This is a genomic window from Paraburkholderia sp. GAS41, from assembly GCF_050436545.1.
Lineage (GTDB): Bacteria > Pseudomonadota > Gammaproteobacteria > Burkholderiales > Burkholderiaceae > Paraburkholderia.
Map to the genome: position 1 here is coordinate 30,160 of NZ_JBNDMK010000024.1, position 23,193 is coordinate 53,352.

The window sequence follows — 23,193 nt, forward strand, 5'->3', positions numbered from 1 at the left end:
GGTTTTTTCCTGACCCAGCTAAACCGCCCGGCAACGGGCGGTTTTTCGTTGGAAGCAGTCGCGGCACCCCGCGTGGGTGGTAAAGCATCCCGCCACGCTCACGCAATACCGCAAAAAGGTGTGTGATCGGCGGATGGCGCGTCGCACCATGTATGGTCACCCTGTTCTATAATGAGCCGGTTACCATTGAGGTCAATCGGGGTTATTCAGCGGGCGTCCTGCTTTTTTCGGGCCCCCGAACACATCGCCGTGAGCATCAGTCGAGAATGGAACGCCACTCAAACGCCACAGCGAGGAGTATCCAGGCCACGTTTCCGCCTGCCAACATGAATCGTTTAGCCAAATTTCTTCCCCTCGAAAACGTCGTCGTCGGCCTGTCGGTCACCAGCAAGAAACGCGTCTTCGAGCAAGCAGGCCTGATCTTCGAAAACCAGAACGGCATCGCCCGCAGCACGGTCACTGACAATCTGTTTGCGCGCGAGCGCCTCGGGTCGACGGGTCTTGGCGAAGGCGTGGCGATTCCGCATGGCCGGATCAAAGGCTTGAAGCAGCCGCTCGCGGCGTTCGTGCGTCTCGCAGATCCCATTCCCTTCGAATCACCCGACGGTCAGCCGGTATCGTTGCTGATCTTCCTGCTGGTCCCTGAACAGGCTACCCAGCAACATCTCGAGATTCTCTCGGAAATCGCCCAACTGCTGTCCGACCGCGAAGCCCGCGAGCGGTTGCACACGGAAGAAGACCGCGACGCGTTGCATCGGCTGCTCACTCAGTGGCAACCTTGATGCATCTGCAACAATCTGCGTGCAACGGGGCTCAGCCCCGCGGAGCCTATGTCGGCCGGTTCGAGCTGGCCGCCATGGCTATGTTTGCGCAGCCTGCGAACGCGAGATAGCGGCCCACACTGGAGTCACGGACTCATGGATACGTCCAGCATCAACGCCCAAAGCATTTTTGACGATAACGCCGCCATGCTGAAACTCAGCTGGCTGACGGGGCATGAAGGCTGGGAGCGCGGCTTCTCGGCAGAAACAGTGGCCTATGCCACTTCGAGTGCCGACCTCGTGGGCCACTTGAACCTGATCCACCCGAACCGCATCCAGGTGCTCGGCGACGCCGAAGTCGACTACTACCAGCGCCAGTCCGACGAAGACCGCTCACGCCATATGGCCGAGCTGATTGCCCTTGAGCCGCCGTTTCTGGTGGTGGCAGGCGGCGTCGCCGCGCCGCCGGAGCTGGTCCTGCGCTGCACGCGTTCGTCCACGCCGCTCTTTACGACGCCAATGTCGGCCGCCGCGGTAATCGACAGCCTGCGCCTCTACATGTCGCGCATCCTCGCGCCACGCGCCACGCTGCACGGCGTGTTTCTCGACATTCTCGGGATGGGCGTGCTGCTCACAGGCGACTCCGGTCTCGGCAAAAGCGAACTCGGGCTCGAACTGATCAGCCGCGGACACGGCCTCGTGGCGGACGACGCAGTGGATTTCGTGCGCCTTGGGCCGGACTTCGTCGAAGGGCGCTGCCCGCCGCTTCTGCAGAATCTGCTGGAAGTGCGCGGACTGGGCCTGCTCGACATCAAGACCATCTTCGGTGAAACCGCCGTCCGGCGCAAAATGAAACTGAAGCTGATCGTTCAACTGGTGCGTCGTCCGGATGGCGAATTCCAGCGTCTGCCGCTCGAAAGCCAGACTGTCGACGTGCTCGGCTTGCCTATCAGCAAGGTGACCATTCAGGTGGCCGCCGGCCGCAACCTGGCCGTGCTGGTGGAAGCGGCCGTGCGCAATACGATCCTGCAATTGCGTGGCATCGACACGTTGCGTGACTTCATGGATCGCCAGCGCCTCGCCATGCAGGACCCGGACAGCCAGTTTCCCGGCAAACTGATCTAGGCAGCGGGACGCCGCAAGCGTTGCCCAACGTACCCGCGGCATGCGTTGGCAGGTGGCCCACGCATGGAGAGCGGATGCTATGATGAAACGTACAGATTTGACGACTCCATGCGCATTATTCTGATCACCGGTATTTCCGGCTCCGGCAAATCCGTTGCACTGAACGCGCTCGAAGACGCTGGCTACTACTGCGTCGACAACCTGCCGCCGCGCTTTCTGCCGCAACTCGCCAGTTATCTCGCGGAAGACGGGCACGACCGTCTCGCCGTCGCGATCGACGCGCGCTCGAGCGCCTCGCTCGACGATATGCCTGCGATGATCCGCGACCTGTCGCGCCAGCACGATGTGCGGGTGCTGTTTCTGAACGCGAGCACGCAGTCGCTGATCCAGCGCTTTTCCGAAACGCGCCGCCGCCATCCGCTCTCCGGTTCTAGCTCGCACGATGCCGACGTCGGCCTGCTCACCTCGCTTGAAGAAGCGATCGAGCGCGAGCGCGAACTGGTCGCGAACCTGGCCGAATTCGGTCATCAGATCGATACCAGCAACCTGCGCGCAAACATGCTGCGCGCCTGGGTCAAACGTTTTATCGAACAGGAACACAGCGGTTTGGTGCTGATGTTCGAATCGTTCGGTTTCAAGCGCGGTGTCCCGCTCGACGCGGATTTCGTGTTCGACGTCCGCACGCTGCCGAACCCGTACTACGATCATCAGCTACGCCCACTCACCGGGCTCGACAAGCCGGTGATCGATTTCCTCGGTGCATTGCCCGTCGTGCACGACATGATGGGCGACATCGAAATGTTCGTCGCGAAATGGCTGCCGCACTTTCGCGACGACAACCGCAGTTATCTGACTGTGGCGATCGGCTGCACAGGCGGCCAGCATCGTTCCGTGTTTATTGCCGAGACACTCGCCGCGCGTCTTGCAAGGCAAGCCAATGTAATCGTGCGGCACCGCGATGCGCCGGTCGACGTCGGCGAATCATCGAAGTTAGTGGCTTAACCGGCCGCATCGCGCGGCCTTAACCCGAAGCGTTGCGCCATGTTCTCTACTTCTGTGCTTGCCGATGTGCCGCTGTTTCCGCTGCACACAGTGCTGTTCCCCGACGGGCTGCTGCCGCTCAAGATCTTCGAAACGCGCTACCTGGACATGGCGAGCGACTGTCTGCGCGAAAAGACGCCGTTCGGTGTCTGCCTGCTGAAAAGCGGGGGTGAAGTCGCGCTTCCGGATGAGCCCTCAGTCCCGGAAAACATTGGATGCCTCGCTGAAATCGACGAATGCGATGTCGAAACCTTCGGCGTGCTGCTGATCCGCGCGCGCGGCACGCGGCGCTTCCGGCTGCTGTCGCATCGAGTGGAAAGCAGCGGCTTGCTGGTGGGTATGGCCGAACGGCTACCCGACGACATGCCGCTCGAAGGCAACCAGCACCTGGCCAAGTTCGGCGCGTGCGCGGAAGTGCTGGAGCGGATCATTGCGACGATTCGCGAACGCGATCCGGACAGCCTGCCGTTTGCGGAACCGTTCAGACTCGAAGACCCGAGCTGGGTCTCCAACCGGCTGTCGGAAGTGCTGCCGATCGCCCTGAAAGCGCGGCAAAAGCTGATGGAACTGACGGATGCGGGAGCGCGCATCGACGTGGTTCATCACTACATGCAGCAGCATCAACTCTTGTGAAGGCGCTGGCGCGCGCCAGCGCGCCACCAGCCTGTGCCCGCGGTAAAGCCCTACAGCAACGAGCCTTGCAGCCCATCCAGCAGCTTGCGCACGGGCGCGGGTACGCCATACGCGTCGATATCACGCAACGGGACCCACACGGTTTCAGCATCACCTAATGCCAGCGCCGTGTTGCCGCCTCGAGTGCGACCCCGTTCCGCAATGCGTGGCTCGATATCAAGGCGAAAATGCGTGAACGTGTGTGTCAGCGGCGCAAGCGGCGAGACCGCGCCGTCGCCGCCGAACTCGCGTGCGCGCTCCGCCAGAGCCGCTTCATCAGCCGCTTCCGGCAAACTCCACAGGCCGCCCCAGATACCTGACGGGGGCCGTTTTTCGAGCATCACCGCGTCGCCGTCGCATAGCACCAGCATCCACGTGCGGCGCGTCGGCACCGCCTTTTTCGGACGCGCGGCGGGCAATTGCCGCTGCCGGCCGGTCACCTTTGCGACGCAGTCGGGCGCGAATGGGCAGCGTTCGCAGTCGGGCTTGCCGCGCATGCACAGCGTGGCGCCCAGATCCATCAAGCCCTGCGTATAGGCGCTCACTTCTGCATTGCTGGCGTTGGATGGCAGCAGCGATTCGGCCAGCGTCCACATAGCGTTTTCCACGCGCTTCTCGCCCGGGAATCCTTCGACGCCGAACACGCGCGCGAGCACGCGCTTCACATTGCCGTCGAGAATCGTCGCCCGCGCGCCAAACGCAAATGAGGCAATCGCCGCGGCCGTCGAGCGGCCAATGCCTGGCAGTTCGGCCAGCGCCTCCACGGAGGCCGGAAACGCCCCGCCGTGCAGTTCGACCACCGCCTGCGCGCAGCGGTGCAGGTTTCGTGCGCGCGAGTAGTAGCCGAGACCGGCCCAGAGCGCCATCACGTCGTCGAGCGGAGCGGCCGCGAGCGCGGCGACATCCGGGAAACGGTCGAGGAAGCGCGCGTAATACGGAATCACCGTCGACACCTGGGTCTGCTGCAACATGATTTCCGACAGCCAGATGCGATACGCGTCACGCGTATTCTGCCAGGGCAGGTCGTGACGACCATGCTGACGCTGCCAGGCGATCAGCCGCGCTGAAAAATCGGCGAGCGCAGGCGATGCGGACAAGACGGGTACGTTGGCCGTCGTGGACGGCGATAAGCGAGAGGGCATCGGAGAGTTAGCGCTGGCAGGTCGGACAGAAGTAAGTCGAGCGCTGCCCCTGCGCGATCTGTTTGATCGGTGTTCCGCATACGCGGCAAGGCAGCCCCGCCCGATCATAGACGAAATAATCGAGCTGGAAGTAGCCGCTGTTACCGTCGCTGCCGACGAAATCGCGCAGCGTGCTGCCGCCCTTCTCGATGGCGGCCGCCAGCGTCAGGCGCACGGCGTCCGCCAGCAGGTCGTAGCGGACCAGCGAGACACGGCCTGCCGGTGTGGTGGGCCGGATGCCCGCGCGAAACAGGCTTTCGGAAGCGTAAATATTGCCCACACCCACCACGATCTCGCCCGCGAGCAGCGCCTGCTTGACGGAGACCTTGCGCCCGCGCGTCTGCCGGTGCATCAACGCGCCCGAAAAAGCCGGTGAAAACGGTTCGACGCCGAGCCCCGCGAGCAGCGGATGTTCCAGCACGCCGCCGTCTTCGCGCGCATGCCATAGGACCGCTCCAAAGCGCCGCGGGTCGCGATAGCGGAGAATGAACTCGTCGAAGATCCAGTCGATATGATCGTGCTTCGCAGCCGCCGGCAGGTGTGGCAGGTTGCGCAGCACGCGCAGCGTACCGGTCATGCCCAGGTGCACAATGAACCAGCCCGCGTCGATTTCGAACAGCAGATACTTGCCGCGCCGCTCCACCTTGTGGACGACACGGCCTCGCAAGGTTTTCGCAAGGTCGGCGGGGATCGGCCAGCGCAGGGCGGGCGTGCGGACGTCGACGCGCTCGACCCGGCGTCCGGAAACGTACGGTTCGATCCCACGTCGGGTAACCTCAACTTCTGGCAACTCTGGCATGTCTGACTGGTCTGCAACTTGCGTGAGTGGTTGTGCGCTTATTGTAGCGAGCGCGTTACAATCGTCCGAAACATTGAACGGATTTCCATGAACTTGTCCTTCGTGAAGCTGTTTTCGAAGCGCCCGGCTCGCAGCTCCCGCGTGCCGCGCGCCGTGTCCGCTCGCCGTCTGCTCGGCGCGGCAGCGCTAGCCGTGTGGGCGCTCGCCGCCATGCCGGCGCACGCGCAGGACCCTTCGCCGGATTCGGATGACAACTCCGTGTCCATGCCCGATGCACTCGGCGGGCAAACGGCCGAAGACCAAAAGAATCTGCCCGATATCCCGCTGACGAGCCAGATCGTGTTCCAGGTGCTCGCGGCCGAAGTCGCGCTGCAGCGGGATCAACCGGCGCCGGCGTATCAGACTTATCTCGCGCTGGCGCGCGACACGCACGATCCGCGCATGGCGCAACGCGCCACGGAAATCGCGCTAGGCGCGCAGAGTCCCTCGGACGCGTTGGCGGCTGCGCAATTGTGGCAGCAGTATGCGCCCTCGTCGGAACGCGCGGCGCAACTCGATGCATCGTTGCTCGTGCTGTCGGGCAAGCCCGACGACGCCGAACCGCTGCTCGCGCGCGAACTGATGAAAGTGCCGGAAGAAAACCGCGGCGCTGCCATCCTCTCGCTGCAATTGCTAGTGTCGCGCGGGCCGAATCGCGTCGGTGGCCTGCATGTGCTGCAAGACCTGCTGAAGAACGACATGAACCGCCCCGAGGCGCTGCTGGCTATCGCCCGTCAGCAGATCGTGGCGAACGACGCGCCGGGCGCGCGCAAATCGCTCGAGCAGGCGCTCGCGATCAAGCCCGACTATCTTCCGGCTGCGCTGACGCTGTCGCAGATGGGCCCGGAAGAGCGCAAGGAAGGCATCGCGTCGCTCGAAAAATACGTCCAGCAGAATCCCAAATCGCATGATGCGCGCCTTGCGCTGGCGCAGATGTACCTCGCAAGCGACCGTCTCGACGATGCGCAAAAGCAGTTCGAGGCAATGCACAAGGACAACCCGAACGACCTGACGCCGTTGATGGCGCTCGCGCTGATCGACATCCAGAAGAAGGATTTCGCGGGCGCGCAGCCGTTCCTGGAGCAGTACGCCCAGAAGGCAGAGAAAACGCCGGGAGCCGATCCGGGTCAGGCGTACATCTATCTTTCGCAATTGGCGCTCGAGCAGAAGAACGAGGCGGCCGCAGGCAACTGGCTCAACAAGATTTCGCCGTCGAGCCAGCAATATATTCCCGCGCAGATTACCCGCGCCCAACTGCTCGCCAAGCAGGGTAAAACGGAAGACGCCCGCAAACTGCTCGCCGGTCTGCAGGCACCGGATCCGCGCGATCAGGCGCTGATCGCACGCACGGACGCGGCCATCCTGTTCGATGCGAAGCGGTTTCAGGAAGCGGAAGACCGTCTGGCCCAGGCTACCGCGAACTATCCGGACGACCCCGATCTGACTTACGACTATGCGATGGCGGCCGAGAAAAACGGCCACTTCGACACGATGGAAGCGCAGTTGCGCAAGCTGATCGATACGCAACCGGACAACCCGCAGGCCTATAACGCGCTGGGCTATTCACTCGCCGATCGCGGCGTGCGTCTGCAGGAAGCGGACAAACTGATCCAGAAGGCCGCGTCGCTGGCACCGGACGACGCGTTCATCATGGACAGCGTGGGTTGGGTCAAATATCGGCTGGGCGACACGTCGGACGCGCTGAAGTTGCTGCGCAAGGCCTACGACCTGCAACCGAATGCGGAAATCGGCGCCCACCTGGGCGAAGTATTGTGGAAGACCGGCGCGCAGGATCAGGCGCGCGACGCCTGGCGCGAAGCGCGCAAGCTTGAACCTGACAACGATACGCTCCTCAAAACGCTCAAACGTTTTCAGGTGAACGATCTCTGATGCTCATTTCGAACCGCTCTTTCCTGTCATTCGGCCGCCTGTTCGCTTATCCTCAGGCACCGCGTCGTGCCGCGCTGGGGCTCGCGGCGGCGGCGATCGTCGCGCTGGCCGGGTGTGCCTCGGTCAAGCCGCGTGAGCCGTCCACTTCGAACGCGACGACCTCCGTCACCGCGCAGACGAGCCGGGCCTATCACGGCCGCTTTGCCGTGCAGTACGTCGATCAGAACGGCCAGCAGCGCAATGCCTACGGCAACTTCGACTGGCAGGAAGCGGGCGACACGGTCACGCTGCAGCTGCGCAATCCGCTTGGGCAGACGCTGGCCATCATCACGTCTTCGCCGGCTTCGGCTTCGCTTGAACTGCCGAATCGCCAGCCGCTCACGGCCGACAACGTCTCGACGCTGATGCAGAACGCGCTCGGCTTCGCATTGCCGGTCGAAGGCTTGCGTTACTGGCTGCAGCCATCGGCCGCGCCATCTTCGCGGGCAAAGACCGAACCGGATCCGCAGAACCCGTCGCACCTGAAGGAGATCGTCCAGGACGGCTGGACCATCACTTACCTCGCGTATGCCGACGCGCCGGCCACCGGCCTCAAGCGCGTCAATCTGGCCCGCGAACAGCCGCCGCTCGACATCAAGCTCGTGCTCGACCAATAGACCAATAGATTAGCAAGCGGGGCCACCGCCCTGCCCCGACTCATGATTGAAACGAACGATTCGCTGCGCGATTGCCTCGCGCCAGCGAAGCTGAATCTCTTCCTGCATATCACCGGCCGCCGGCCGGATGGCTATCACGCGCTGCAGACCGTGTTCCAGTTGCTCGACTGGGGCGACACGCTGCATTTCACCCGCCTCCACGACGGCCGCGTCACGCGCAGCTCCGACGTCTCTGGCGTGCCCCCTGAGCAAGACCTGACCGTGCGCGCCGCGCTGCTGCTGAAGAATCACACGGGCAGCACGGAAGGCGTCGACATCGAGATCGACAAACGTCTGCCGATGGGCGCGGGTCTCGGCGGCGGCAGCTCGGACGCCGCCACCACGCTGCTCGCGCTGAACCGTCTGTGGAAGCTCGATTTGCCCCGCGAAGAACTGCAGGCACTCGCGCTCAAGCTCGGTGCGGACGTGCCGTTCTTCGTTTTCGGAAAAAATGCGTTCGCAGAGGGTGTCGGAGAAGCGTTAGAGGCTGTACAATTGCCCGCTCGTTATTTCCTTGTTGTGACGCCGCGGGTTCATGTTCCAACTGCAGCGATTTTTTCCGAAAAATCGTTGACAAGAGATTCAAAACCCCTCACAATTACGGACTTTCTTGCACAACATAGTTGCAGCGCAGAATGGCCAGACAGTTTCGGTCGTAATGATATGCAGCAGGTTGTCGTAGGAAAATACGCGGAAGTTGCGCAGGTGCTGGGATGGTTTGATAACATCGCGCCGGCGCGGATGACTGGATCGGGTGCAAGTGTTTTTGCCGCGTTTCCTACTCGCGAAGAAGCAGAAGCGGCGCAAGCCAAACTGCCGAGCGAATGGAACAGTGCAGTCACAGCAAGCCTGGATACACATCCACTCTTCGCTTTCGCGTCATAGGTTTTGCATCGTCGAGCGTGTCCTACACGCTCGGTGAGGCTCAAAGTTAGTGTAGGGGAGTCGCCAAGTTGGTTAAGGCACCGGATTTTGATTCCGGCATTCGAGGGTTCGAGTCCTTCCTCCCCTGCCAAAAATTCTCGCAGTTCCTCGCCCCCCAGCCAGAAGCAGGTGCATGATGAGCAGCCATGACGGCCTGATGGTTTTTACTGGCAACGCGAATCCCGCGCTTGCACACGAAGTCGTAAAAATCCTCGGTATCCCCCTCGGCAAAGCGATGGTCAGCCGTTTTTCGGACGGTGAGATCCAAGTCGAGATTCAGGAAAACGTGCGTGGCAAGGATGTGTTCGTCCTGCAGTCCACTTGCGCACCCGCGAACGACAACCTGATGGAACTGATGATCATGGTCGATGCGCTCAAGCGCGCATCCGCTGGCCGGATCACTGCTGCTATCCCCTACTTTGGCTATGCCCGTCAAGATCGTCGCCCCCGTTCGGCGCGCGTTGCGATCTCGGCGAAGGTCGTGGCGAACATGCTGGAAATCGCCGGCGTCGAGCGGATCATCACCATGGATCTGCATGCTGACCAGATTCAAGGCTTCTTCGACATCCCGGTTGACAACATCTACGCAACGCCCGTGCTGCTCGGCGATCTGCGCAAGCAGAATCACGAGAACCTGCTGGTCGTGTCGCCGGACGTCGGTGGCGTGGTCCGCGCCCGTGCATTGGCGAAGCAACTGAACTGCGATCTCGCGATCATCGACAAGCGCCGTCCTAAGGCGAATGTTGCTGAAGTGATGAACATCATTGGTGAAGTCGAAGGCCGTACCTGCGTGATCATGGACGACATGGTCGACACCGCCGGCACGCTTTGCAAGGCAGCACAGGTATTGAAGGAACGCGGCGCCGTGAAGGTTTTCGCGTACGCAACGCACCCGGTTCTGTCCGGCGGTGCTGGCGATCGTATCGCGGCATCGGCGCTCGACGAACTGGTGATTACGGACACGATCCCGCTCGGCGACGAAGCCCGCTCGTGCGCCAAGATCCGTTCGCTGACAAGCGCAGGTCTCCTGGCCGAAACGTTCTCGCGGATCCGCCGCGGCGATTCGGTGATGTCGCTGTTCGCAGAAAGTTAAGTATTTGCGAGGGCGCGGCGTGCGCTGCAACAACATCGCACGCTGCGCTTTTGCACAATCGGCATGAACGGACGAAGGTTCGTGCCGTCGAGTCTGGGGCCTCAGCCACAATGGCGTGAAGGCCCCGTTTTTACTGCCTGGTCGCGGGCAGTGCATTGGAGATTCAAAATGAAAGTAGTCGCTTTCGAGCGTTCCCTGCATGGTACGGGTGCGAGCCGCCGCCTGCGTATTTCCGGCAAGACGCCGGCAATCGTTTATGGCGCTGGTGCTGAACCGCAAATGATCGAACTTGATCACAACGCGTTGTGGCACGCCCTGAAGAAAGAAGTTTTCCATTCGTCGATTCTCGATCTGGAAGTCGCCGGTAAGGCGCAACAGGTCCTGCTGCGCGACGTGCAATACCATCCGTTCCGTCAGCTCGTGCTGCACGTGGACTTCCAACGCGTCGATGCATCGAAGAAGCTGCACACCAAGGTGCCGCTGCACTTCATGAACCAGGAATCGAACCCGGCTGTCAAGCTGTCGGGCGCGGTGATCTCGCACGTCGTGAACGAAATCGAAATCGAGTGCCTGCCGTCGGCACTGCCGGAATTCCTCGAAGTCGACCTCGCAAAGATCGAAGCTGGTCAGACGATGCACGCCAAGGACATCGTCCTGCCGGCTGGCGTCGCACTGGTTGCACACGTTGAAGCAGAAAACCCGGTGGTCGCATCCGCGACGATCCCGGCTGGCGCAATCGCTGAAGGCGACGCCGCTGCTCCGGCTGCAGGCGAAGGCGAAACGCCGGCCGCCTAAGCTGCATACAGCGAGCAATCCTCTCGATCCGTTTCAATGGAACGGACGATGTGACCCGCCGCGGTTCGCCCCGGCGGGTTTTTTTTCGGATTTTTTCAGGTCGTGTGGCACGCCGCCGGCCCTTAATCAATCATGATCAAGCTGATCGTGGGGCTCGGCAATCCGGGCGCCGAATATACCGCGACGCGCCACAACGCCGGCTTCTGGCTGGTCGATCAACTGGCGCGCGAAGCCGGCACGACCTTGCGCGATGAACGCCGTTTTCACGGCTTCTACGCGAAAGGCCGCCTGCACGGCCAAGAGGTCCATCTGCTCGAACCGCAGACTTACATGAACCGTTCGGGGCAATCGGTCGTCGCGCTCGCGCATTTCTTCAAGATCCTGCCCGACGAGATTCTTGTCGCGCATGACGAACTCGATCTGCCGCCCGGCACCGTCAAACTGAAGCTCGGTGGTGGCAGTGGCGGCCACAACGGCCTCAAGGACATCTCTGCGCATCTGACGACGCAGCAATATTGGCGGCTGCGTATCGGTATTGGGCATCCGCGCGATCTGATTCCGGAAAGCGCGCGCGCCGGCGCCAAGCCCGACGTTGCCAACTTCGTGCTCAAGTCACCGCGCCGCGAGGAGCAGGAGGTGATCGACGCGTCCATCGAACGGGCGCTGGTGCAGATGCCGCTCGTCGTCAAGGGCGAGCTCGATCGGGCGGTGATGCAATTGCATCGCAATAGCTGAGCGAGATCGAAGTGCAGTCATCACATATCGACGGAGGTCTGCTTGAGCCGCTACTGGAGTGACATCGTTAATCGTTTGACACCGTATGTGCCGGGCGAACAACCCGCGCTCGCCCATCCGGTCAAGCTCAATACCAACGAGAATCCGTATCCGCCTTCGCCGCGCGTGCTGGAGGCGATCCGTCGCGAACTCGGCGATAGCGCAGAATCGCTGCGCCGTTATCCCGATCCGACCACCCGCAAGCTGCGTGAAACCGTCGCCGCGCACCACGGCATCCGCGTCGAACAGGTCTTTGCCGGTAACGGTTCGGACGAAGTGCTCGCGCTGACCTTCCAGGCGCTGCTCAAACACGACAAGCCGCTGCTGTTTCCGGACATCACGTACAGCTTCTATCCGACCTACGCGCGGCTTTTCGAGGTCGACTACCAGACGATTGCCGTCGACGACGCATTCGCCATCCGCGTCGACGATTACGCTTTGCCCAACGGCGGCATCCTGTTGCCAAACCCGAACGCACCGACAGGTCACCCGTTGCCGCTGCAAGAGATCGAGCGGCTGGTGGCACAGCATGCAGAATCCGTCGTGGTGATCGACGAGGCGTATGTGGATTTCGGCGGACAGTCGGCCGTCTCGCTGATCGACCGTTATCCGAATCTGCTGGTGGTGCAGACGGTCTCGAAGTCGCGCTCGCTGGCAGGCATGCGCGTGGGATTTGCGTTCGGCGACGCGGCGCTCATCGAGGCGCTGACTCGCGTCAAGGACAGCTTCAATTCATATCCGCTCGACCGGCTGGCCCAGGTCGCGGCGATTGCCGCGTATCAGGACGACGCCTGGTTTCGCGCCACATGCGCGAAGGTCATTGCCAGCCGCGAGCGTCTGTCGGCGGGCCTGAGCGCGCTGGGTTTCCGCATCGTGCCCTCAGGGGCGAATTTCGTGTTCGCCCGCCACGAAGGCCACGATGCGGCTACGCTCGCCGCCCGCCTACGGGATAAGGAGATTTTCGTGCGCCATTTCAAGGCGCCACGCGTCGATCAGCATCTGCGTATATCGATCGGCACGGACGCGGAATGCGACACGTTGCTTGATGCGTTACGGGACGTGTTTCGCGCTTGAACGGGATTAGAGCGCTGAGGGCGTTGAGGGCGTTGAGGGCGCTGACAACGTTGAGGGCGCCACAAACAGAGCCAGCAGCGCCGCACGTCGCCCAGCTTACCGAAGCGGCCACCGACACGTCTGCAATGACCACGCGGGGCAAAACGGAGTCCGGCTGCGCCCACGTCGAACACGCCGAACCGTCATCGCCTCGCGGCGAGGCAGACATTGCCTCGCAAGAGCCCTCTCAGGCCTTTGCGGACTGCAACGCGTGATACTTCGCCATTAAGCCTTCCGGCGTCTCCAGATGCTGCGGATCGCGTGGAATGCACTCCACCGGACACACCTGAATACACTGCGGCTCATCGAAATGACCGACGCATTCGGTGCATTTCTTCGGGTCGATCACATAGATTTCCGGGCCCATTGAAATTGCGTCGTTCGGGCACTCAGGCTCGCAGACGTCGCAATTAATGCACTCGTCGGTAATCATCAAGGCCATACTTCTCTCACTTCACGCCGGCGTGAGGCCGGCTGCCATTCCGTCAAACAGCCAGTTTACGCCGGTTAGGATTGCGCCGCCTGGCCGCTGTCCTGATCGAGCAAGGCCACCTTGTCCTTCAGCCACTTTTCAACGGAAGGAAACACGAACTTGCTGACGTCGCCGCCCAACTGCGCAATCTCGCGCACGATGGTGCCGGAGATGAACTGGTACTGATCAGACGGCGTCATGAACATGGTCTCGACGTCCGGCAGCAAATAGCGGTTCATGCCGGCCATCTGGAACTCATATTCGAAGTCCGACACGGCGCGCAGGCCACGCACGATGACACGCGCGTTGTTGGTTCGGACGAAATCCTTCAGTAGCCCCTTGAAGCTCATGACCTGTACGTTCGGATAGTGACCGAGCACTTCATGAGCAATATCCAGGCGCTCTTCGAGGGTGAAGAACGGCTTTTTGTTGCGGCTGTCGGCGACGCCCACCACCAGCGTGTCGAAAATGCTCGACGCGCGCCGAACGAGGTCTTCGTGACCGCGCGTCAGCGGGTCGAACGTACCCGGGTACACGGCGACTACCATGAGACTTCTCCTCTTTTCAGACAAATGGGCACGTCAAGCACGCCCGCAGGACGCGTTTGCCGCCGGTCGCACGCGTGACGGCTGGCCGTCTGGCGCTTGGTTTAGAACGCGCATTATTCCTCATTTTCGCGCTGCAGCAAATGATAGTGGACTGCCCCAGCCTTGCCGTGCCGCACGACGGTCCAGCCCACCAGCACGGGCGTCTGTGCGATCTCGAGCGCATCGCCAGCTTCCACGTAGAGGAATCCTTCGGCGCTGACGAGCGGGATGGCCAGCTCCAGCGCGCGGCCCAACAGGTCCGAGCCGAACGGCGGGTCGAGGAAGACGACGTCGAACGAAGCGGGCGCAAGGCTTGCTGCGAGACGCAGCGCGTCCGCTTCGGCGATTTCAATCGTATTCGGTGCGAGGCGTGCCTGATTGGCGCGCAACTGCTCGGCCGCCTTTGCGTGGCGCTCCACCATCAGAACGCGAGCCGCGCCGCGCGAAGCCGCCTCGAAGCCCAGCGCGCCGCTGCCGGCGAACAGATCGAGGCAACGCTGGCCGTCGAGGCGCTGACCGAGCCAATTGAAGAGCGTCTCGCGCACGCGGTCCGGCGTGGGGCGCAGACCGTCGAGGTCGAGCACGGGCAACGGCGTGCGCTTCCAGACGCCGCCGATGATGCGGATGGCGTGCGGCTTGCCGCGGTTGGGTGACGCGCCAGGCGCTCGGGGTGCAGAAGTACGGGGCATGCAGATTCGAACAGTTAAACGGTTAGGCGATTTGCCCGCGGGCGATTGCTAGCAGTGGGGTTGGAGCGCCAACGTTACCACAGCGTGGCACGCATCTCACCCTGGCTGATTGGCCAATGCTGGCGTCCGCACGAAAGCGCGGGGTTGCGCCACGCTATCCCCGCCGCAGGCAGCCTCGTCGCGCATTGCCGCCCTCTCAGGGGCCAGGAGGGAAGCGACAGGTTTGGCGGGCGGTTCCACCCACGCCTGATAAAATGACCCGCTTCCAGCGCCTTGCATCCCGCATTGCCACGCTGTCTGCCGCTGCCACCGGTTCTTGCCGGCTGCGCGCACCGGCGCTCGCTCTCACCACGCCAGACCATGTTCAGCTTTTTCAAACGATTCAAGGGTTCGAAAGAGCCCGACGCAACGCCCGAGGACTCGCAGACGGCGCCGGAATCCGTCGCGCCCGCGTCAGGTGCCGCCTCAGGTACCGCGCCTGTCGGCACGCAGCGTAGCGCCGCGCCAACTTCCGGTGCGCCCGTGGCGCGTCCGTCCGGCACAGCAATCCCCGTCGCGCCGCAGCCGGTCGGCGCCACCGCCCTGCAAGCCACGCCTGCCACCGGCAAACCGCGCCCCCCAATTCCGGTGGAGTCTGACGAAAGCACGCTCGAAACCGTCGAAATCGTGCCGCCGCCGCTGCCCGAGGCCGCCGCGAAGAAGTCCTGGCTCACCCGCCTGAAGAGCGGCCTGTCCAAGACCAGCTCGAACCTGACGGGTATCTTCATCGGCGCCAAGATCGACGACGATCTGTATGAGGAGCTCGAAACCGCCCTGCTGATGTCCGACGCAGGGGTAGACGCCACCGAATTCCTGCTCGAATCGCTGCGCGAAAAGGTGCGCGCCGAGCGGCTGACCGACCCGCAACAGGTCAAGGCCGCGCTGCGTACCCTGTTGATCGACCTGCTCAAGCCGCTGGAAAAGTCCCTGATGCTGGGTCGTGCCCAGCCGCTCGTCATGATGATCGCAGGCGTGAACGGCGCCGGTAAAACCACCAGCATCGGCAAGCTCGCGAAGCATCTGCAGAGCTTCGATCAGTCCGTGCTGCTCGCCGCCGGCGACACGTTCCGCGCCGCCGCTCGCGAACAGCTCGCAATCTGGGGCGAACGCAACAACGTGACGGTGGTGTCGCAGGAAAGCGGCGATCCGGCTGCCGTGATCTTCGACGCGGTGGGCGCCGCGCGCGCACGCAAGATCGACGTGCTGATGGCCGACACGGCCGGTCGTCTGCCAACCCAGCTGCATCTCATGGAGGAGCTGCGCAAGGTCAAGCGCGTGATCGGCAAGGCCATGGACAGCGCCCCGCACGAAGTATTGCTCGTCATCGACGCCAATACCGGTCAGAACGCGCTCACGCAAGTCAAAGCTTTCGACGACGCATTGGGCCTCACCGGCCTGATCGTCACCAAGCTCGACGGCACGGCCAAGGGCGGGATTCTCGCGGCGATCGCGCGGCAACGACCCATTCCGGTGTACTTCATCGGCGTTGGCGAGAAGGTCGAAGATTTGCAGCCGTTCAGCGCGGAAGAGTTTTCCGACGCTTTGCTGGACACCTAAGCGTCACAGCGGCGTTCGCTGCACCAACAAAGAGGGCGCTCCATGGAGCGCCCTCTTTGCTTTCACACCTGTCGGACGGACACGCCGCTCAATCAGTCGACAAGCCGCCTCACTCCGCGTCCGGCTGCACACCGGGCGCCGCCCGCGCGAAAGCGTCGAGCTGCGTCGCGTGATCGTAAATGCGCTGGATCGTCGGAAACTGTCCCACGTCGATCTTGAAGCGCTGCGCGTTGAACACCTGCGGCACGAGACAGGCGTCAGCCAAGGTCGGCGTGTCGCCGAAACACAGTTTGCCGGTGCGCGAATCGCCCGCCAGATGCTGCTCGAGCGTGGCAAAGCCGGACTCGATCCAGTGCCGATACCACTCGTCACGCGTTGCATCGTCGGTGCCGACCGAGTGCTTGAGATATTTCAGCACGCGCAGATTATTTAGCGGATGGATCTCGCACGCGACCTGCAGCGCCACCGAGCGCACATACGCGCGATCCACCGGCGACTTCGGCAGCAGCGGCGGCTCCGGATGCGTTTCTTCCAGATACTCGATGATCGCGAGCGACTGTTGCAGCACGTGATCGCCCTCCACGAAGGTGGGCACGATCGCATCCGGATTCAGACTGCGGTAAGCCGGTTTGAGCTGCTCGCCACCGTCGCGCAGAAGGTGCACCGGTGCGTAGTCGTAAGGCAGATTCTTCAGATTCAGTGCAATGCGCACGCGAAACGCCGCCGAGCTGCGGAAATAGCTGTAAAGCTTCATATTGACCTGTCTCCTCCCAGACGCACGCTCAGACGACACGCACGCTGAATTCGCCCAGCCCGTCCACGCCGCCCTTCATCGTGTCGCCCTTGACCACCGCACCGACGCCTTCGGGCGTGCCGGTGAAGATCAGATCGCCGGGCTGCAGTTCGAACAGCGTCGACAGATAAGCCACCGTCTCCGCCACCGACCAGATCAACTGCGACACGTCCGAACGCTGCTTTTCCGCGCCGTTGACCGTCAGCCAGATCGCGCCCTTGTCCACCCGTCCCACTTTCGCGGCCGGATGAATCGGACCGAGCGGTGCCGAGTGATCGAAACCCTTCGCGGTGTCCCACGGACGGCCCAGCTTCTTGGCTTCGGCCTGCAAGTCGCGCCGCGTCATGTCGAGCCCGAGCGCGTATCCGTAGACATGGTCGAGCGCCTGCTCGACCGAGATGTCTTTACCCGCCTTGCCGATGGCCGCGACCAGCTCCATCTCGAAGTGCACGTTTTTCGACTGCGGCGGATACGGAAATTCGCCGGTCGCGCCGGGCGCGACATAGATCACCGCGTCGGCGGGCTTGCTGAAGAAGAACGGCGGCTCGCGGTCAGGGTCGTGCCCCATCTCGCGCGCGTGCGCCTCGTAATTGCGGCCCACACAGTAGATGCGACGCACCGCGAACTGATCGCTCGACCCGACGACGGGCACCGCGACCACCGGTGCGGGAGCAAACACGTAACTCATCCCGTTCTCCAATCCTGATAGGCGCCGCGTGTGCGGCAATAAAGCGATGAGTGTAACGCGAGGGCGAGCACCGGCGCCGCGAGGGTGGCACAGGCGCACCACGCCTTAGCCGCTGACGAGCACGCGGTCATACGTTGTCGCCCGCTGCCTGGCAGCCTGCAAAATCGGTATAGATGCGATACTCAGTACCCGTGTCGCCGCGCGGGTCTTCTCGGGCCGCGCGGCAGCAACACCTCGATCTCTGATGAACACCGTGGCCACCGCTTAAAGCGCCTGACCACCCAGCCCCACTGAACCCGATGACCGAATCAGCCGAAATCGCCTCCTCCCCGTTTCCCTGCGCCCGTTTTATCAAGGAGATCGGCCGCGGACCGAACGGCGCCCGCGCGCTCACGTCCGAGGACACCCAGGCGCTCTACAGCGCGATGCTCGACGGACGGGTCGGCGAACTGGAACTCGGCGCGGTGCTGCTGGCCTATCGGGTAAAGGGCGAATCCGCCGATGAACTGGCCGCCATGCTGGCAGCCGCCCACGCGTCGTTCGAGCCGGTGCAGATCGCGCACAGCGCCTTCCGGCCAGTTTCCATTCCGAGCTACAACGGGGCCCGCAAGCAGCCGAATCTGGTGCCGCTGCTCGCGCTGCTGCTGGCCCGCGAAGGCGTGCCGGTACTCGTGCACGGCGTCACCGAAGATCCCGGCCGCGTGACCAGTGCTGAAATCTTCGCGCATCTGCAGATCGCACACGCGCAAACGCACGCGGAGATTGAAGACAGCCTGGCCGCGCGACGTCTGGCCTTCGCGCCGATCGCCACCCTCGCGCCGAAGCTCGCGCGCCTGCTCGCCTTGCGGCGCCGCATGGGCGTGCGCAATTCCACGCATACGCTGGTGAAGATCCTGCAGCCGTTCGCGCCAGCAGGGCTGCGGCTCGTGAACTATACGCACCCGCCCTATCGCGAGAGCCTCACGCAGTTGTTCAGCACGCATCCGGATGCCGCCGCTGGCGGTGCGCTCCTCGCGCGCGGCACGGAGGGCGAGGCGGTCGCCGATACGCGCCGTCAGGTCCAGATCGACTGGCTGCATGACGGCATCTGCGATACGCGCGTGGCCGCTGAACGCTCGTCAGCTGACGCGCCCGAGGTGGCGCTGCCGGAAGCGCGCGACGCGGCGACCACTGCCGCATGGATCGATGCCGTGCTGCGCGGCGAGGCGCCGGTGCCCGGCGCGATCGAACGGCAAATCGAAGTGATCGTGGATATCGCAAGAATCTCGCTGTGACAGCCTTCACAAGGCCTTAACGCGGCGCCGCAAGGGCTGCGCAAGGTCCCACGCGCAGCCTGGCGCCTCGGCGCCTGACACGCACGCCACGCGCGCGCGACCAGACCGCTAGCGCCCTCACTCGATCGCGCAACGTGTCGCCTGCCACGCCACCAGCCGCCATTGCCCATCCACCTGAGCGTGAATCGCTGTATACGCGATTGGAAACAGCAACGCGCCGTTGTTCGCCTCCATCTCGATCAACGCGCGGCCGGTCACGATGAAGCTCTCACGCCCCGCGGGCAGCACATCTTGCGACTGGATCTCGATCTGCCGGTAGCGACGGCGTCCGGCGGTAATGCCGTCAATGAACTGCTGCTTCGATTCGCGTTTGCCATTCGTATGGATATAGCTCACGTTGTCGGAGAGCAGCGTGTCGAGCAACGGCCCGTTGCCATCGACCATCGCGCGAAAGCGGTCGCGCTCGAGTCCGCGAATCGCTTCGATCACCTTTTCGGCCATTGCTCAGCCCCTTTGCCTCGACGGGGCCGACAGCGGCCACGGTCGTGAGAAGTTACGTTGCAAATGTAGCTGGCTAAAATTTATACCAGGATCCGGCTCTTTGATACCGCCGTTCGCCAGCTGCTCAATCTGGTCACGCACCCGTTACGTTTGATGGCTGCCGGCATGCCACCGATCGAATCCGGCCCCCGCCCCCAGCCCGAACCGAGCTTTTCCACGGGAAGCGCCCCGCCAAATACCGAGTAAACGCTCTATCTACAAGACGCTGTTAGAGCAATAAATCTTCATAAGAATGCCAAAAGCCGTCAGATTGCCACCTCAAAAGGCCTAAAACGGGTGATTCTGCACCGACAGACGCCATCTACGGCAGATCCTACGCTCATCACCGGGAGACTGCATAAAGGGTATGATGCTATTGAAATCCAAATTTCAATAGCCATGCGGGAACCAGGATACCCCCACACGCTCTAAGTATTAGCACTCGGTTATTCAGAGTGCTAACATCCACGCTGAAGTCGAAGTTCGACTGAGCTATTTGGTAATACCAAGGAGTTTTCTACGTGAGCCACGCAATGACCCTTCCGAGTACTCTGAGCCCGTCGTCGGCTAAGGCCGCTTCGGCAGGTGCACTCGCGCTCTCGCATTCTTCGCTGCTGCCTGGTCAACTGGGCAATATCGACGCCTACATCCAGGCCGTGAACCGGATTCCGATGCTGACGCCGGCGGAAGAACGCCAGTTCGCCACTGAATTTCGCGGCCAGGCCAACCTGGAATCTGCGCGTCGCCTTGTCCTGTCGCACCTGCGGCTGGTGGTTTCGATCGCGCGTAACTATCTGGGCTACGGCCTGCCGCATGCCGACCTGATCCAGGAAGGCAATATCGGCCTGATGAAGGCCGTCAAGCGCTTCGATCCGGAGCAGAACGTACGGCTCGTGTCGTACGCCATGCACTGGATCAAGGCTGAGATTCACGAATACATCCTGCGCAACTGGCGCATGGTGAAGGTCGCCACCACCAAAGCGCAGCGCAAGCTGTTCTTCAACCTGCGCAGCCACAAGCAGGGCCTGGGCGCATTCACGCCGGACGAGATCGAAGGTCTCGCGAAGGAACTGAATGTGAAGCGCGAGGAAGTGTCGGAGATGGAAACGCGTCTGGCCGGCGGCGATATCGCGCTGGAAGGTCAGGTCGAGGACGGCGAGGAAGCGTTCGCGCCAATCGCGTATCTGGCCGACTCGCACAGCGAGCCGACGGCTGTGCTCTCCGCGCGCCAGCGCGACAGGCTGCAGAGCGACGGTATCGCCAGCGCGCTGGAATCGCTGGATGCACGCAGCCGCCGCATCATTGAGGCCCGCTGGCTGCAGGTCGAAGACGATGGTTCGGGTGGTTCGACGCTGCACGATCTCGCCGACGAATTCGGCGTGTCGGCGGAGCGGATTCGCCAGATCGAAGCCAGCGCCATGAAGAAGATGCGCAGCGCACTGAACGAGTACGCGTAACGCTGCTGTAGGGCACCATCCGGCGCCCTGCCAGCCACTAGCCCTGCCCTCGTGAGACGGCGGGGCTTTTTCTTTTCACCCCCAGGAAATCGGCCCCGCCGTTTCCTTGACGTAACGCAAGCTTGCTTGTATTACTGAGGTCGACGGCTGCCCGCCGCGACCCAATGCCACAGTCGCGAACTTCCCCGCTGCCAGCCCCTATCTTAATATCGTTATGTACTCGCCAGGCCGCCCAGGCTGACTGCGCGGCTTGAATCCGACCGGGTCAACCGGTGTGAAGTCGTCCATCGACCGATCATGACCATAACGCTGAATGACAGGAGTCGACCTCGTCCGACCCTGCGTGCGCGGCTCGCCGGCTGGGTGCGCGGCCCGACCTTCGCGCGAGACATCATCGTCGTACTCCTCGTCAAATTCGTACTACTGATGATGCTCAAGTACGCCTTCTTCAACCATCCTTTGGCGGAAAACATGTCCATGCCGCCTACACTTGTCGCGCAGGCACTGCTTTCGGTGCCTGCCTCGCATCCGTCTCAAGGTGATCAACATGCCCGTTAGCGATGTCGTCGATCTTTCGCGCCTCCAGTTTGCCGTGACGGCGCTGTATCACTTTCTCTTCGTACCCCTTACGCTTGGACTGTCGTGGCTGCTCGTCATCATGGAATCCGTCTACGTGATGACCGGCAAGCAGATCTACAAGGACATGACGCAGTTCTGGGGCAAGCTGTTCGGCATCAACTTCGCCATGGGCGTCACAACCGGCCTGACACTCGAGTTCCAGTTCGGCACCAACTGGTCGTATTACTCACATTACGTCGGCGATATCTTCGGCGTACCGCTCGCCGTCGAAGGTCTGATGGCGTTCTTCCTCGAATCGACTTTCGTCGGTCTGTTTTTCTTCGCGTGGAAGCGTTTGTCGCGAGTGCAGCATCTGCTCGTCACCTTCCTCGTTGCACTCGGCTCCAACCTGTCGGCGTTGTGGATTCTGGTTGCCAATGGCTGGATGAACAATCCGGTGGGCGCCGAGTTCAACTACGAAACCATGCGCATGGAACTGTCGAGCATTTTCGCCGTGCTGTTCAATCCGGTCGCGCAGGTGAAGTTCGTGCATACGGTGTCCGCTGGCTACGTCACGGCGTCGATGTTCGTGCTCGGCATCTCGTCGTGGTATCTGCTCAAGCGCCGCGACACTGAATTCGCGCTGCGCTCGTTTGCGATCGCAGCAGGTTTCGGGCTGGCGTCGACGGTCTGCGTGATCGTGCTCGGCGACGAATCCGGCTATCGCACCGGTGAGGTCCAGCAGGTCAAACTCGCCGCCATCGAATCGGAATGGGAGACCGCCCCCGCGCCCGCACCGTTTACGATCTTCGGGATTCCGAACCAGCAGGAACAACGGACCGACTATGCCATCCGGATTCCCTATGCGCTCGGCATTATCGCCACGCGTTCGTTGGATGAACCGGTGCTGGGCCTGAAAGACCTGATCGCGCAAAACGAAATCCGTATCAAGGACGGCATGATCGCGTACAGCGCGCTGCAGGAACTCAAGCAGGGCAATGCCACCGACGAAGCCAGAACGACCTTTGCGCTACACCGCGACAATCTCGGCTATGCCCTGATGCTCAAGCAGTTCACAGCCAACGTCACCGACGCGACGCCGGACCAGATCGCTCAGGCAGCGAAAAAGACCATCCCGCCCGTGTTGCCGGTGTTCTTCTCGTTCCGGATCATGGTGGGACTTGGCATCCTGTTCCTTGCGACCTTCGTGACCGCGTTCTGGTTCTGCGCGCAACGCTCGCTGCTGCTCGACAAGCGCCGCTGGTTCCTGCGCTGGGCGGTGTGGGCGATTCCGTTGCCGTGGCTGGCGGCGGAATTCGGCTGGGTGGTGGCTGAAGTGGGACGCCAGCCGTGGACGATTGCCGGCATCCTGCCCACCGCGTTGTCTGCATCGAGCCTGACGGCTACCGACCTGTACCTGAGTATCGGCGGCTTCGTGGTGTTCTACACGGCCCTCTTCATCATCGAGATCACGCTGATGTTCAAGTACGCCCGCCTCGGTCCGTCGTCGCTGCATACGGGACGCTATCACCACGAATTGCCGCCCACGGGTCAGCCGTCCAAGCCGCTCAGCACGACGCCCGCATGATCTGCCATCAGCCTGCACAGGCGGGTCAAACTGGCCCAGCTACATAAGG

The 23,193-nt window shown here is 62.5% G+C and carries 24 protein-coding genes and 1 tRNA gene; 17 read left to right on the forward strand and 8 right to left on the reverse strand.

All coding sequences use genetic code 11. The features are described from left to right. Positions 1 to 266 precede the first annotated feature (266 nt). From P3T43_RS27215 to P3T43_RS27230, 4 genes are all read left to right on the forward strand, one after another. Positions 267 to 782: a PTS sugar transporter subunit IIA gene (locus P3T43_RS27215; protein WP_429284179.1), complete on the forward strand. Its 516-nt coding sequence runs from the start codon at positions 267 to 269 to the stop codon at positions 780 to 782. A 135-nt stretch (positions 783 to 917) separates the two neighbouring features. Beyond that, complete coding sequence (hprK, locus tag P3T43_RS27220; RefSeq protein WP_429271135.1) at positions 918 to 1,886, forward strand: HPr(Ser) kinase/phosphatase; 969 nt, start codon at positions 918 to 920, stop codon at positions 1,884 to 1,886. 108 nt (positions 1,887 to 1,994) lie between these two features. Further along, positions 1,995 to 2,888, forward strand: coding sequence for an RNase adapter RapZ (gene rapZ, locus P3T43_RS27225; protein ID WP_429284109.1), 894 nt, complete (start codon positions 1,995 to 1,997; stop codon positions 2,886 to 2,888). A 39-nt stretch (positions 2,889 to 2,927) separates the two neighbouring features. Next, complete coding sequence (locus tag P3T43_RS27230) at positions 2,928 to 3,560, forward strand: LON peptidase substrate-binding domain-containing protein (protein WP_429284110.1); 633 nt, start codon at positions 2,928 to 2,930, stop codon at positions 3,558 to 3,560. 50 nt (positions 3,561 to 3,610) lie between these two features. Here P3T43_RS27230 and mutY read toward each other — a convergent pair whose 3' ends face one another. Both mutY and mutM read right to left on the reverse strand, forming a co-directional pair. Further along, positions 3,611 to 4,741 (reverse strand): A/G-specific adenine glycosylase, encoded by a 1,131-nt coding sequence (gene mutY / locus P3T43_RS27235; RefSeq protein ID WP_429284111.1) that lies wholly within the window; start codon positions 4,739 to 4,741, stop codon positions 3,611 to 3,613. A 7-nt stretch (positions 4,742 to 4,748) separates the two neighbouring features. After that, positions 4,749 to 5,579, reverse strand: coding sequence for a bifunctional DNA-formamidopyrimidine glycosylase/DNA-(apurinic or apyrimidinic site) lyase (gene mutM / locus P3T43_RS27240; protein ID WP_429284112.1), 831 nt, complete (start codon positions 5,577 to 5,579; stop codon positions 4,749 to 4,751). 87 nt (positions 5,580 to 5,666) lie between these two features. Here mutM and P3T43_RS27245 point away from each other — a divergent pair, with 87 nt between their 5' ends. The 8 genes from P3T43_RS27245 to hisC all read left to right on the forward strand — a co-directional run bounded on the left by P3T43_RS27245 (position 5,667) and on the right by hisC (position 12,863). Then, positions 5,667 to 7,508 (forward strand): tetratricopeptide repeat protein, encoded by a 1,842-nt coding sequence (locus P3T43_RS27245; protein ID WP_429284113.1) that lies wholly within the window; start codon positions 5,667 to 5,669, stop codon positions 7,506 to 7,508. Then, on the forward strand, positions 7,508 to 8,164 hold the full coding sequence (gene lolB, locus P3T43_RS27250; RefSeq protein WP_429284114.1) for a lipoprotein insertase outer membrane protein LolB: 657 nt from the start codon (positions 7,508 to 7,510) through the stop codon (positions 8,162 to 8,164). Before P3T43_RS27245 ends, lolB begins: the two co-directional genes overlap by 1 nt. 42 nt (positions 8,165 to 8,206) lie before the next feature. Then, positions 8,207 to 9,088, forward strand: a complete 882-nt coding sequence (ispE, locus tag P3T43_RS27255) for a 4-(cytidine 5'-diphospho)-2-C-methyl-D-erythritol kinase (RefSeq protein WP_429284115.1) — start codon at positions 8,207 to 8,209, stop codon at positions 9,086 to 9,088. A gap of 53 nt (positions 9,089 to 9,141) precedes the next feature. Further along, positions 9,142 to 9,218: transfer RNA gene (locus P3T43_RS27260), tRNA-Gln, on the forward strand. 45 nt (positions 9,219 to 9,263) lie between these two features. After that, positions 9,264 to 10,220 carry a ribose-phosphate pyrophosphokinase gene (locus P3T43_RS27265; RefSeq protein WP_429284180.1) on the forward strand — a complete coding sequence of 319 codons (957 nt, stop codon included), beginning with the start codon at positions 9,264 to 9,266 and terminating at the stop codon, positions 10,218 to 10,220. A gap of 168 nt (positions 10,221 to 10,388) precedes the next feature. Then, positions 10,389 to 11,015, forward strand: coding sequence for a 50S ribosomal protein L25/general stress protein Ctc (locus P3T43_RS27270; protein WP_429284116.1), 627 nt, complete (start codon positions 10,389 to 10,391; stop codon positions 11,013 to 11,015). Positions 11,016 to 11,147: 132 nt separating this feature from the next. Continuing rightward, positions 11,148 to 11,750 (forward strand): aminoacyl-tRNA hydrolase, encoded by a 603-nt coding sequence (gene pth, locus P3T43_RS27275; protein WP_429284117.1) that lies wholly within the window; start codon positions 11,148 to 11,150, stop codon positions 11,748 to 11,750. Positions 11,751 to 11,792: 42 nt separating this feature from the next. Beyond that, positions 11,793 to 12,863 (forward strand): histidinol-phosphate transaminase, encoded by a 1,071-nt coding sequence (gene hisC, locus P3T43_RS27280; RefSeq protein ID WP_429284118.1) that lies wholly within the window; start codon positions 11,793 to 11,795, stop codon positions 12,861 to 12,863. Between the two features lie 226 nt (positions 12,864 to 13,089). Here the strand turns inward: hisC and P3T43_RS27285 are convergent, their stop codons facing one another. The 3 genes from P3T43_RS27285 to rsmD all read right to left on the reverse strand — a co-directional run bounded on the left by P3T43_RS27285 (position 13,090) and on the right by rsmD (position 14,650). Continuing rightward, on the reverse strand, positions 13,090 to 13,344 hold the full coding sequence (locus tag P3T43_RS27285; protein ID WP_429284119.1) for a YfhL family 4Fe-4S dicluster ferredoxin: 255 nt from the start codon (positions 13,342 to 13,344) through the stop codon (positions 13,090 to 13,092). A gap of 65 nt (positions 13,345 to 13,409) precedes the next feature. Further along, on the reverse strand, positions 13,410 to 13,922 hold the full coding sequence (gene coaD, locus P3T43_RS27290) for a pantetheine-phosphate adenylyltransferase (RefSeq protein WP_429284120.1): 513 nt from the start codon (positions 13,920 to 13,922) through the stop codon (positions 13,410 to 13,412). Positions 13,923 to 14,035: 113 nt separating this feature from the next. Then, on the reverse strand, positions 14,036 to 14,650 hold the full coding sequence (gene rsmD / locus P3T43_RS27295; protein WP_429284121.1) for a 16S rRNA (guanine(966)-N(2))-methyltransferase RsmD: 615 nt from the start codon (positions 14,648 to 14,650) through the stop codon (positions 14,036 to 14,038). 360 nt (positions 14,651 to 15,010) lie between these two features. Here rsmD and ftsY point away from each other — a divergent pair, with 360 nt between their 5' ends. Further along, positions 15,011 to 16,246 carry a signal recognition particle-docking protein FtsY gene (ftsY, locus tag P3T43_RS27300; RefSeq protein ID WP_429284122.1) on the forward strand — a complete coding sequence of 412 codons (1,236 nt, stop codon included), beginning with the start codon at positions 15,011 to 15,013 and terminating at the stop codon, positions 16,244 to 16,246. Between the two features lie 109 nt (positions 16,247 to 16,355). On the opposite strand, the gene maiA is transcribed toward ftsY, so the two are convergent. Both maiA and P3T43_RS27310 read right to left on the reverse strand, forming a co-directional pair. After that, positions 16,356 to 17,000, reverse strand: a complete 645-nt coding sequence (gene maiA / locus P3T43_RS27305) for a maleylacetoacetate isomerase (RefSeq protein ID WP_429284123.1) — start codon at positions 16,998 to 17,000, stop codon at positions 16,356 to 16,358. A gap of 28 nt (positions 17,001 to 17,028) precedes the next feature. Then, positions 17,029 to 17,727 carry a fumarylacetoacetate hydrolase family protein gene (locus P3T43_RS27310; RefSeq protein WP_429284124.1) on the reverse strand — a complete coding sequence of 233 codons (699 nt, stop codon included), beginning with the start codon at positions 17,725 to 17,727 and terminating at the stop codon, positions 17,029 to 17,031. 299 nt (positions 17,728 to 18,026) lie between these two features. On the opposite strand from P3T43_RS27310, the gene ybiB reads away from it, so the two are divergent. Further along, positions 18,027 to 19,001, forward strand: a complete 975-nt coding sequence (ybiB, locus tag P3T43_RS27315; protein WP_429284125.1) for a DNA-binding protein YbiB — start codon at positions 18,027 to 18,029, stop codon at positions 18,999 to 19,001. A gap of 117 nt (positions 19,002 to 19,118) precedes the next feature. Here the strand turns inward: ybiB and P3T43_RS27320 are convergent, their stop codons facing one another. Beyond that, the gene (locus P3T43_RS27320; RefSeq protein WP_429284126.1) at positions 19,119 to 19,502 is read right to left on the reverse strand and encodes a nuclear transport factor 2 family protein; all 384 of its coding nucleotides are present in this window, start codon (positions 19,500 to 19,502) and stop codon (positions 19,119 to 19,121) included. Positions 19,503 to 20,062: 560 nt separating this feature from the next. On the opposite strand from P3T43_RS27320, the gene rpoH reads away from it, so the two are divergent. From rpoH to P3T43_RS27335, 3 genes are all read left to right on the forward strand, one after another. Then, on the forward strand, positions 20,063 to 20,998 hold the full coding sequence (gene rpoH / locus P3T43_RS27325; protein WP_429284127.1) for an RNA polymerase sigma factor RpoH: 936 nt from the start codon (positions 20,063 to 20,065) through the stop codon (positions 20,996 to 20,998). Positions 20,999 to 21,295: 297 nt separating this feature from the next. Next, complete coding sequence (cydP, locus tag P3T43_RS27330; protein ID WP_429284128.1) at positions 21,296 to 21,556, forward strand: cytochrome oxidase putative small subunit CydP; 261 nt, start codon at positions 21,296 to 21,298, stop codon at positions 21,554 to 21,556. Continuing rightward, a complete protein-coding gene (locus P3T43_RS27335) occupies positions 21,546 to 23,144 on the forward strand; it encodes a cytochrome ubiquinol oxidase subunit I (protein WP_429284129.1) in 1,599 nt (532 codons plus the stop codon). The genes cydP and P3T43_RS27335 overlap by 11 nt, the downstream gene beginning before the upstream one ends. Positions 23,145 to 23,193 lie beyond the last annotated feature (49 nt).

Coding starts and splice junctions, on each gene's coding strand:
- rsmD (WP_429284121.1), bottom strand. CDS start 14,650: ATGCCCCGTACTTCTGCACCCCGAGCGCCTGGCGCGTCACCCAACCGC.
- mutM (WP_429284112.1), bottom strand. CDS start 5,579: ATGCCAGAGTTGCCAGAAGTTGAGGTTACCCGACGTGGGATCGAACCG.
- lolB (WP_429284114.1), top strand. CDS start 7,508: ATGCTCATTTCGAACCGCTCTTTCCTGTCATTCGGCCGCCTGTTCGCT.
- P3T43_RS27335 (WP_429284129.1), top strand. CDS start 21,546: ATGCCCGTTAGCGATGTCGTCGATCTTTCGCGCCTCCAGTTTGCCGTG.
- ispE (WP_429284115.1), top strand. CDS start 8,207: ATGATTGAAACGAACGATTCGCTGCGCGATTGCCTCGCGCCAGCGAAG.
- P3T43_RS27310 (WP_429284124.1), bottom strand. CDS start 17,727: ATGAGTTACGTGTTTGCTCCCGCACCGGTGGTCGCGGTGCCCGTCGTC.
- pth (WP_429284117.1), top strand. CDS start 11,148: ATGATCAAGCTGATCGTGGGGCTCGGCAATCCGGGCGCCGAATATACC.
- ftsY (WP_429284122.1), top strand. CDS start 15,011: ATGTTCAGCTTTTTCAAACGATTCAAGGGTTCGAAAGAGCCCGACGCA.
- P3T43_RS27285 (WP_429284119.1), bottom strand. CDS start 13,344: ATGGCCTTGATGATTACCGACGAGTGCATTAATTGCGACGTCTGCGAG.
- P3T43_RS27270 (WP_429284116.1), top strand. CDS start 10,389: ATGAAAGTAGTCGCTTTCGAGCGTTCCCTGCATGGTACGGGTGCGAGC.
- cydP (WP_429284128.1), top strand. CDS start 21,296: ATGACCATAACGCTGAATGACAGGAGTCGACCTCGTCCGACCCTGCGT.
- hprK (WP_429271135.1), top strand. CDS start 918: ATGGATACGTCCAGCATCAACGCCCAAAGCATTTTTGACGATAACGCC.
- maiA (WP_429284123.1), bottom strand. CDS start 17,000: ATGAAGCTTTACAGCTATTTCCGCAGCTCGGCGGCGTTTCGCGTGCGC.
- P3T43_RS27215 (WP_429284179.1), top strand. CDS start 267: ATGGAACGCCACTCAAACGCCACAGCGAGGAGTATCCAGGCCACGTTT.
- P3T43_RS27320 (WP_429284126.1), bottom strand. CDS start 19,502: ATGGCCGAAAAGGTGATCGAAGCGATTCGCGGACTCGAGCGCGACCGC.
- rapZ (WP_429284109.1), top strand. CDS start 1,995: ATGCGCATTATTCTGATCACCGGTATTTCCGGCTCCGGCAAATCCGTT.
- ybiB (WP_429284125.1), top strand. CDS start 18,027: ATGACCGAATCAGCCGAAATCGCCTCCTCCCCGTTTCCCTGCGCCCGT.
- P3T43_RS27230 (WP_429284110.1), top strand. CDS start 2,928: ATGTTCTCTACTTCTGTGCTTGCCGATGTGCCGCTGTTTCCGCTGCAC.
- P3T43_RS27265 (WP_429284180.1), top strand. CDS start 9,264: ATGAGCAGCCATGACGGCCTGATGGTTTTTACTGGCAACGCGAATCCC.
- coaD (WP_429284120.1), bottom strand. CDS start 13,922: ATGGTAGTCGCCGTGTACCCGGGTACGTTCGACCCGCTGACGCGCGGT.
- P3T43_RS27245 (WP_429284113.1), top strand. CDS start 5,667: ATGAACTTGTCCTTCGTGAAGCTGTTTTCGAAGCGCCCGGCTCGCAGC.
- mutY (WP_429284111.1), bottom strand. CDS start 4,741: ATGCCCTCTCGCTTATCGCCGTCCACGACGGCCAACGTACCCGTCTTG.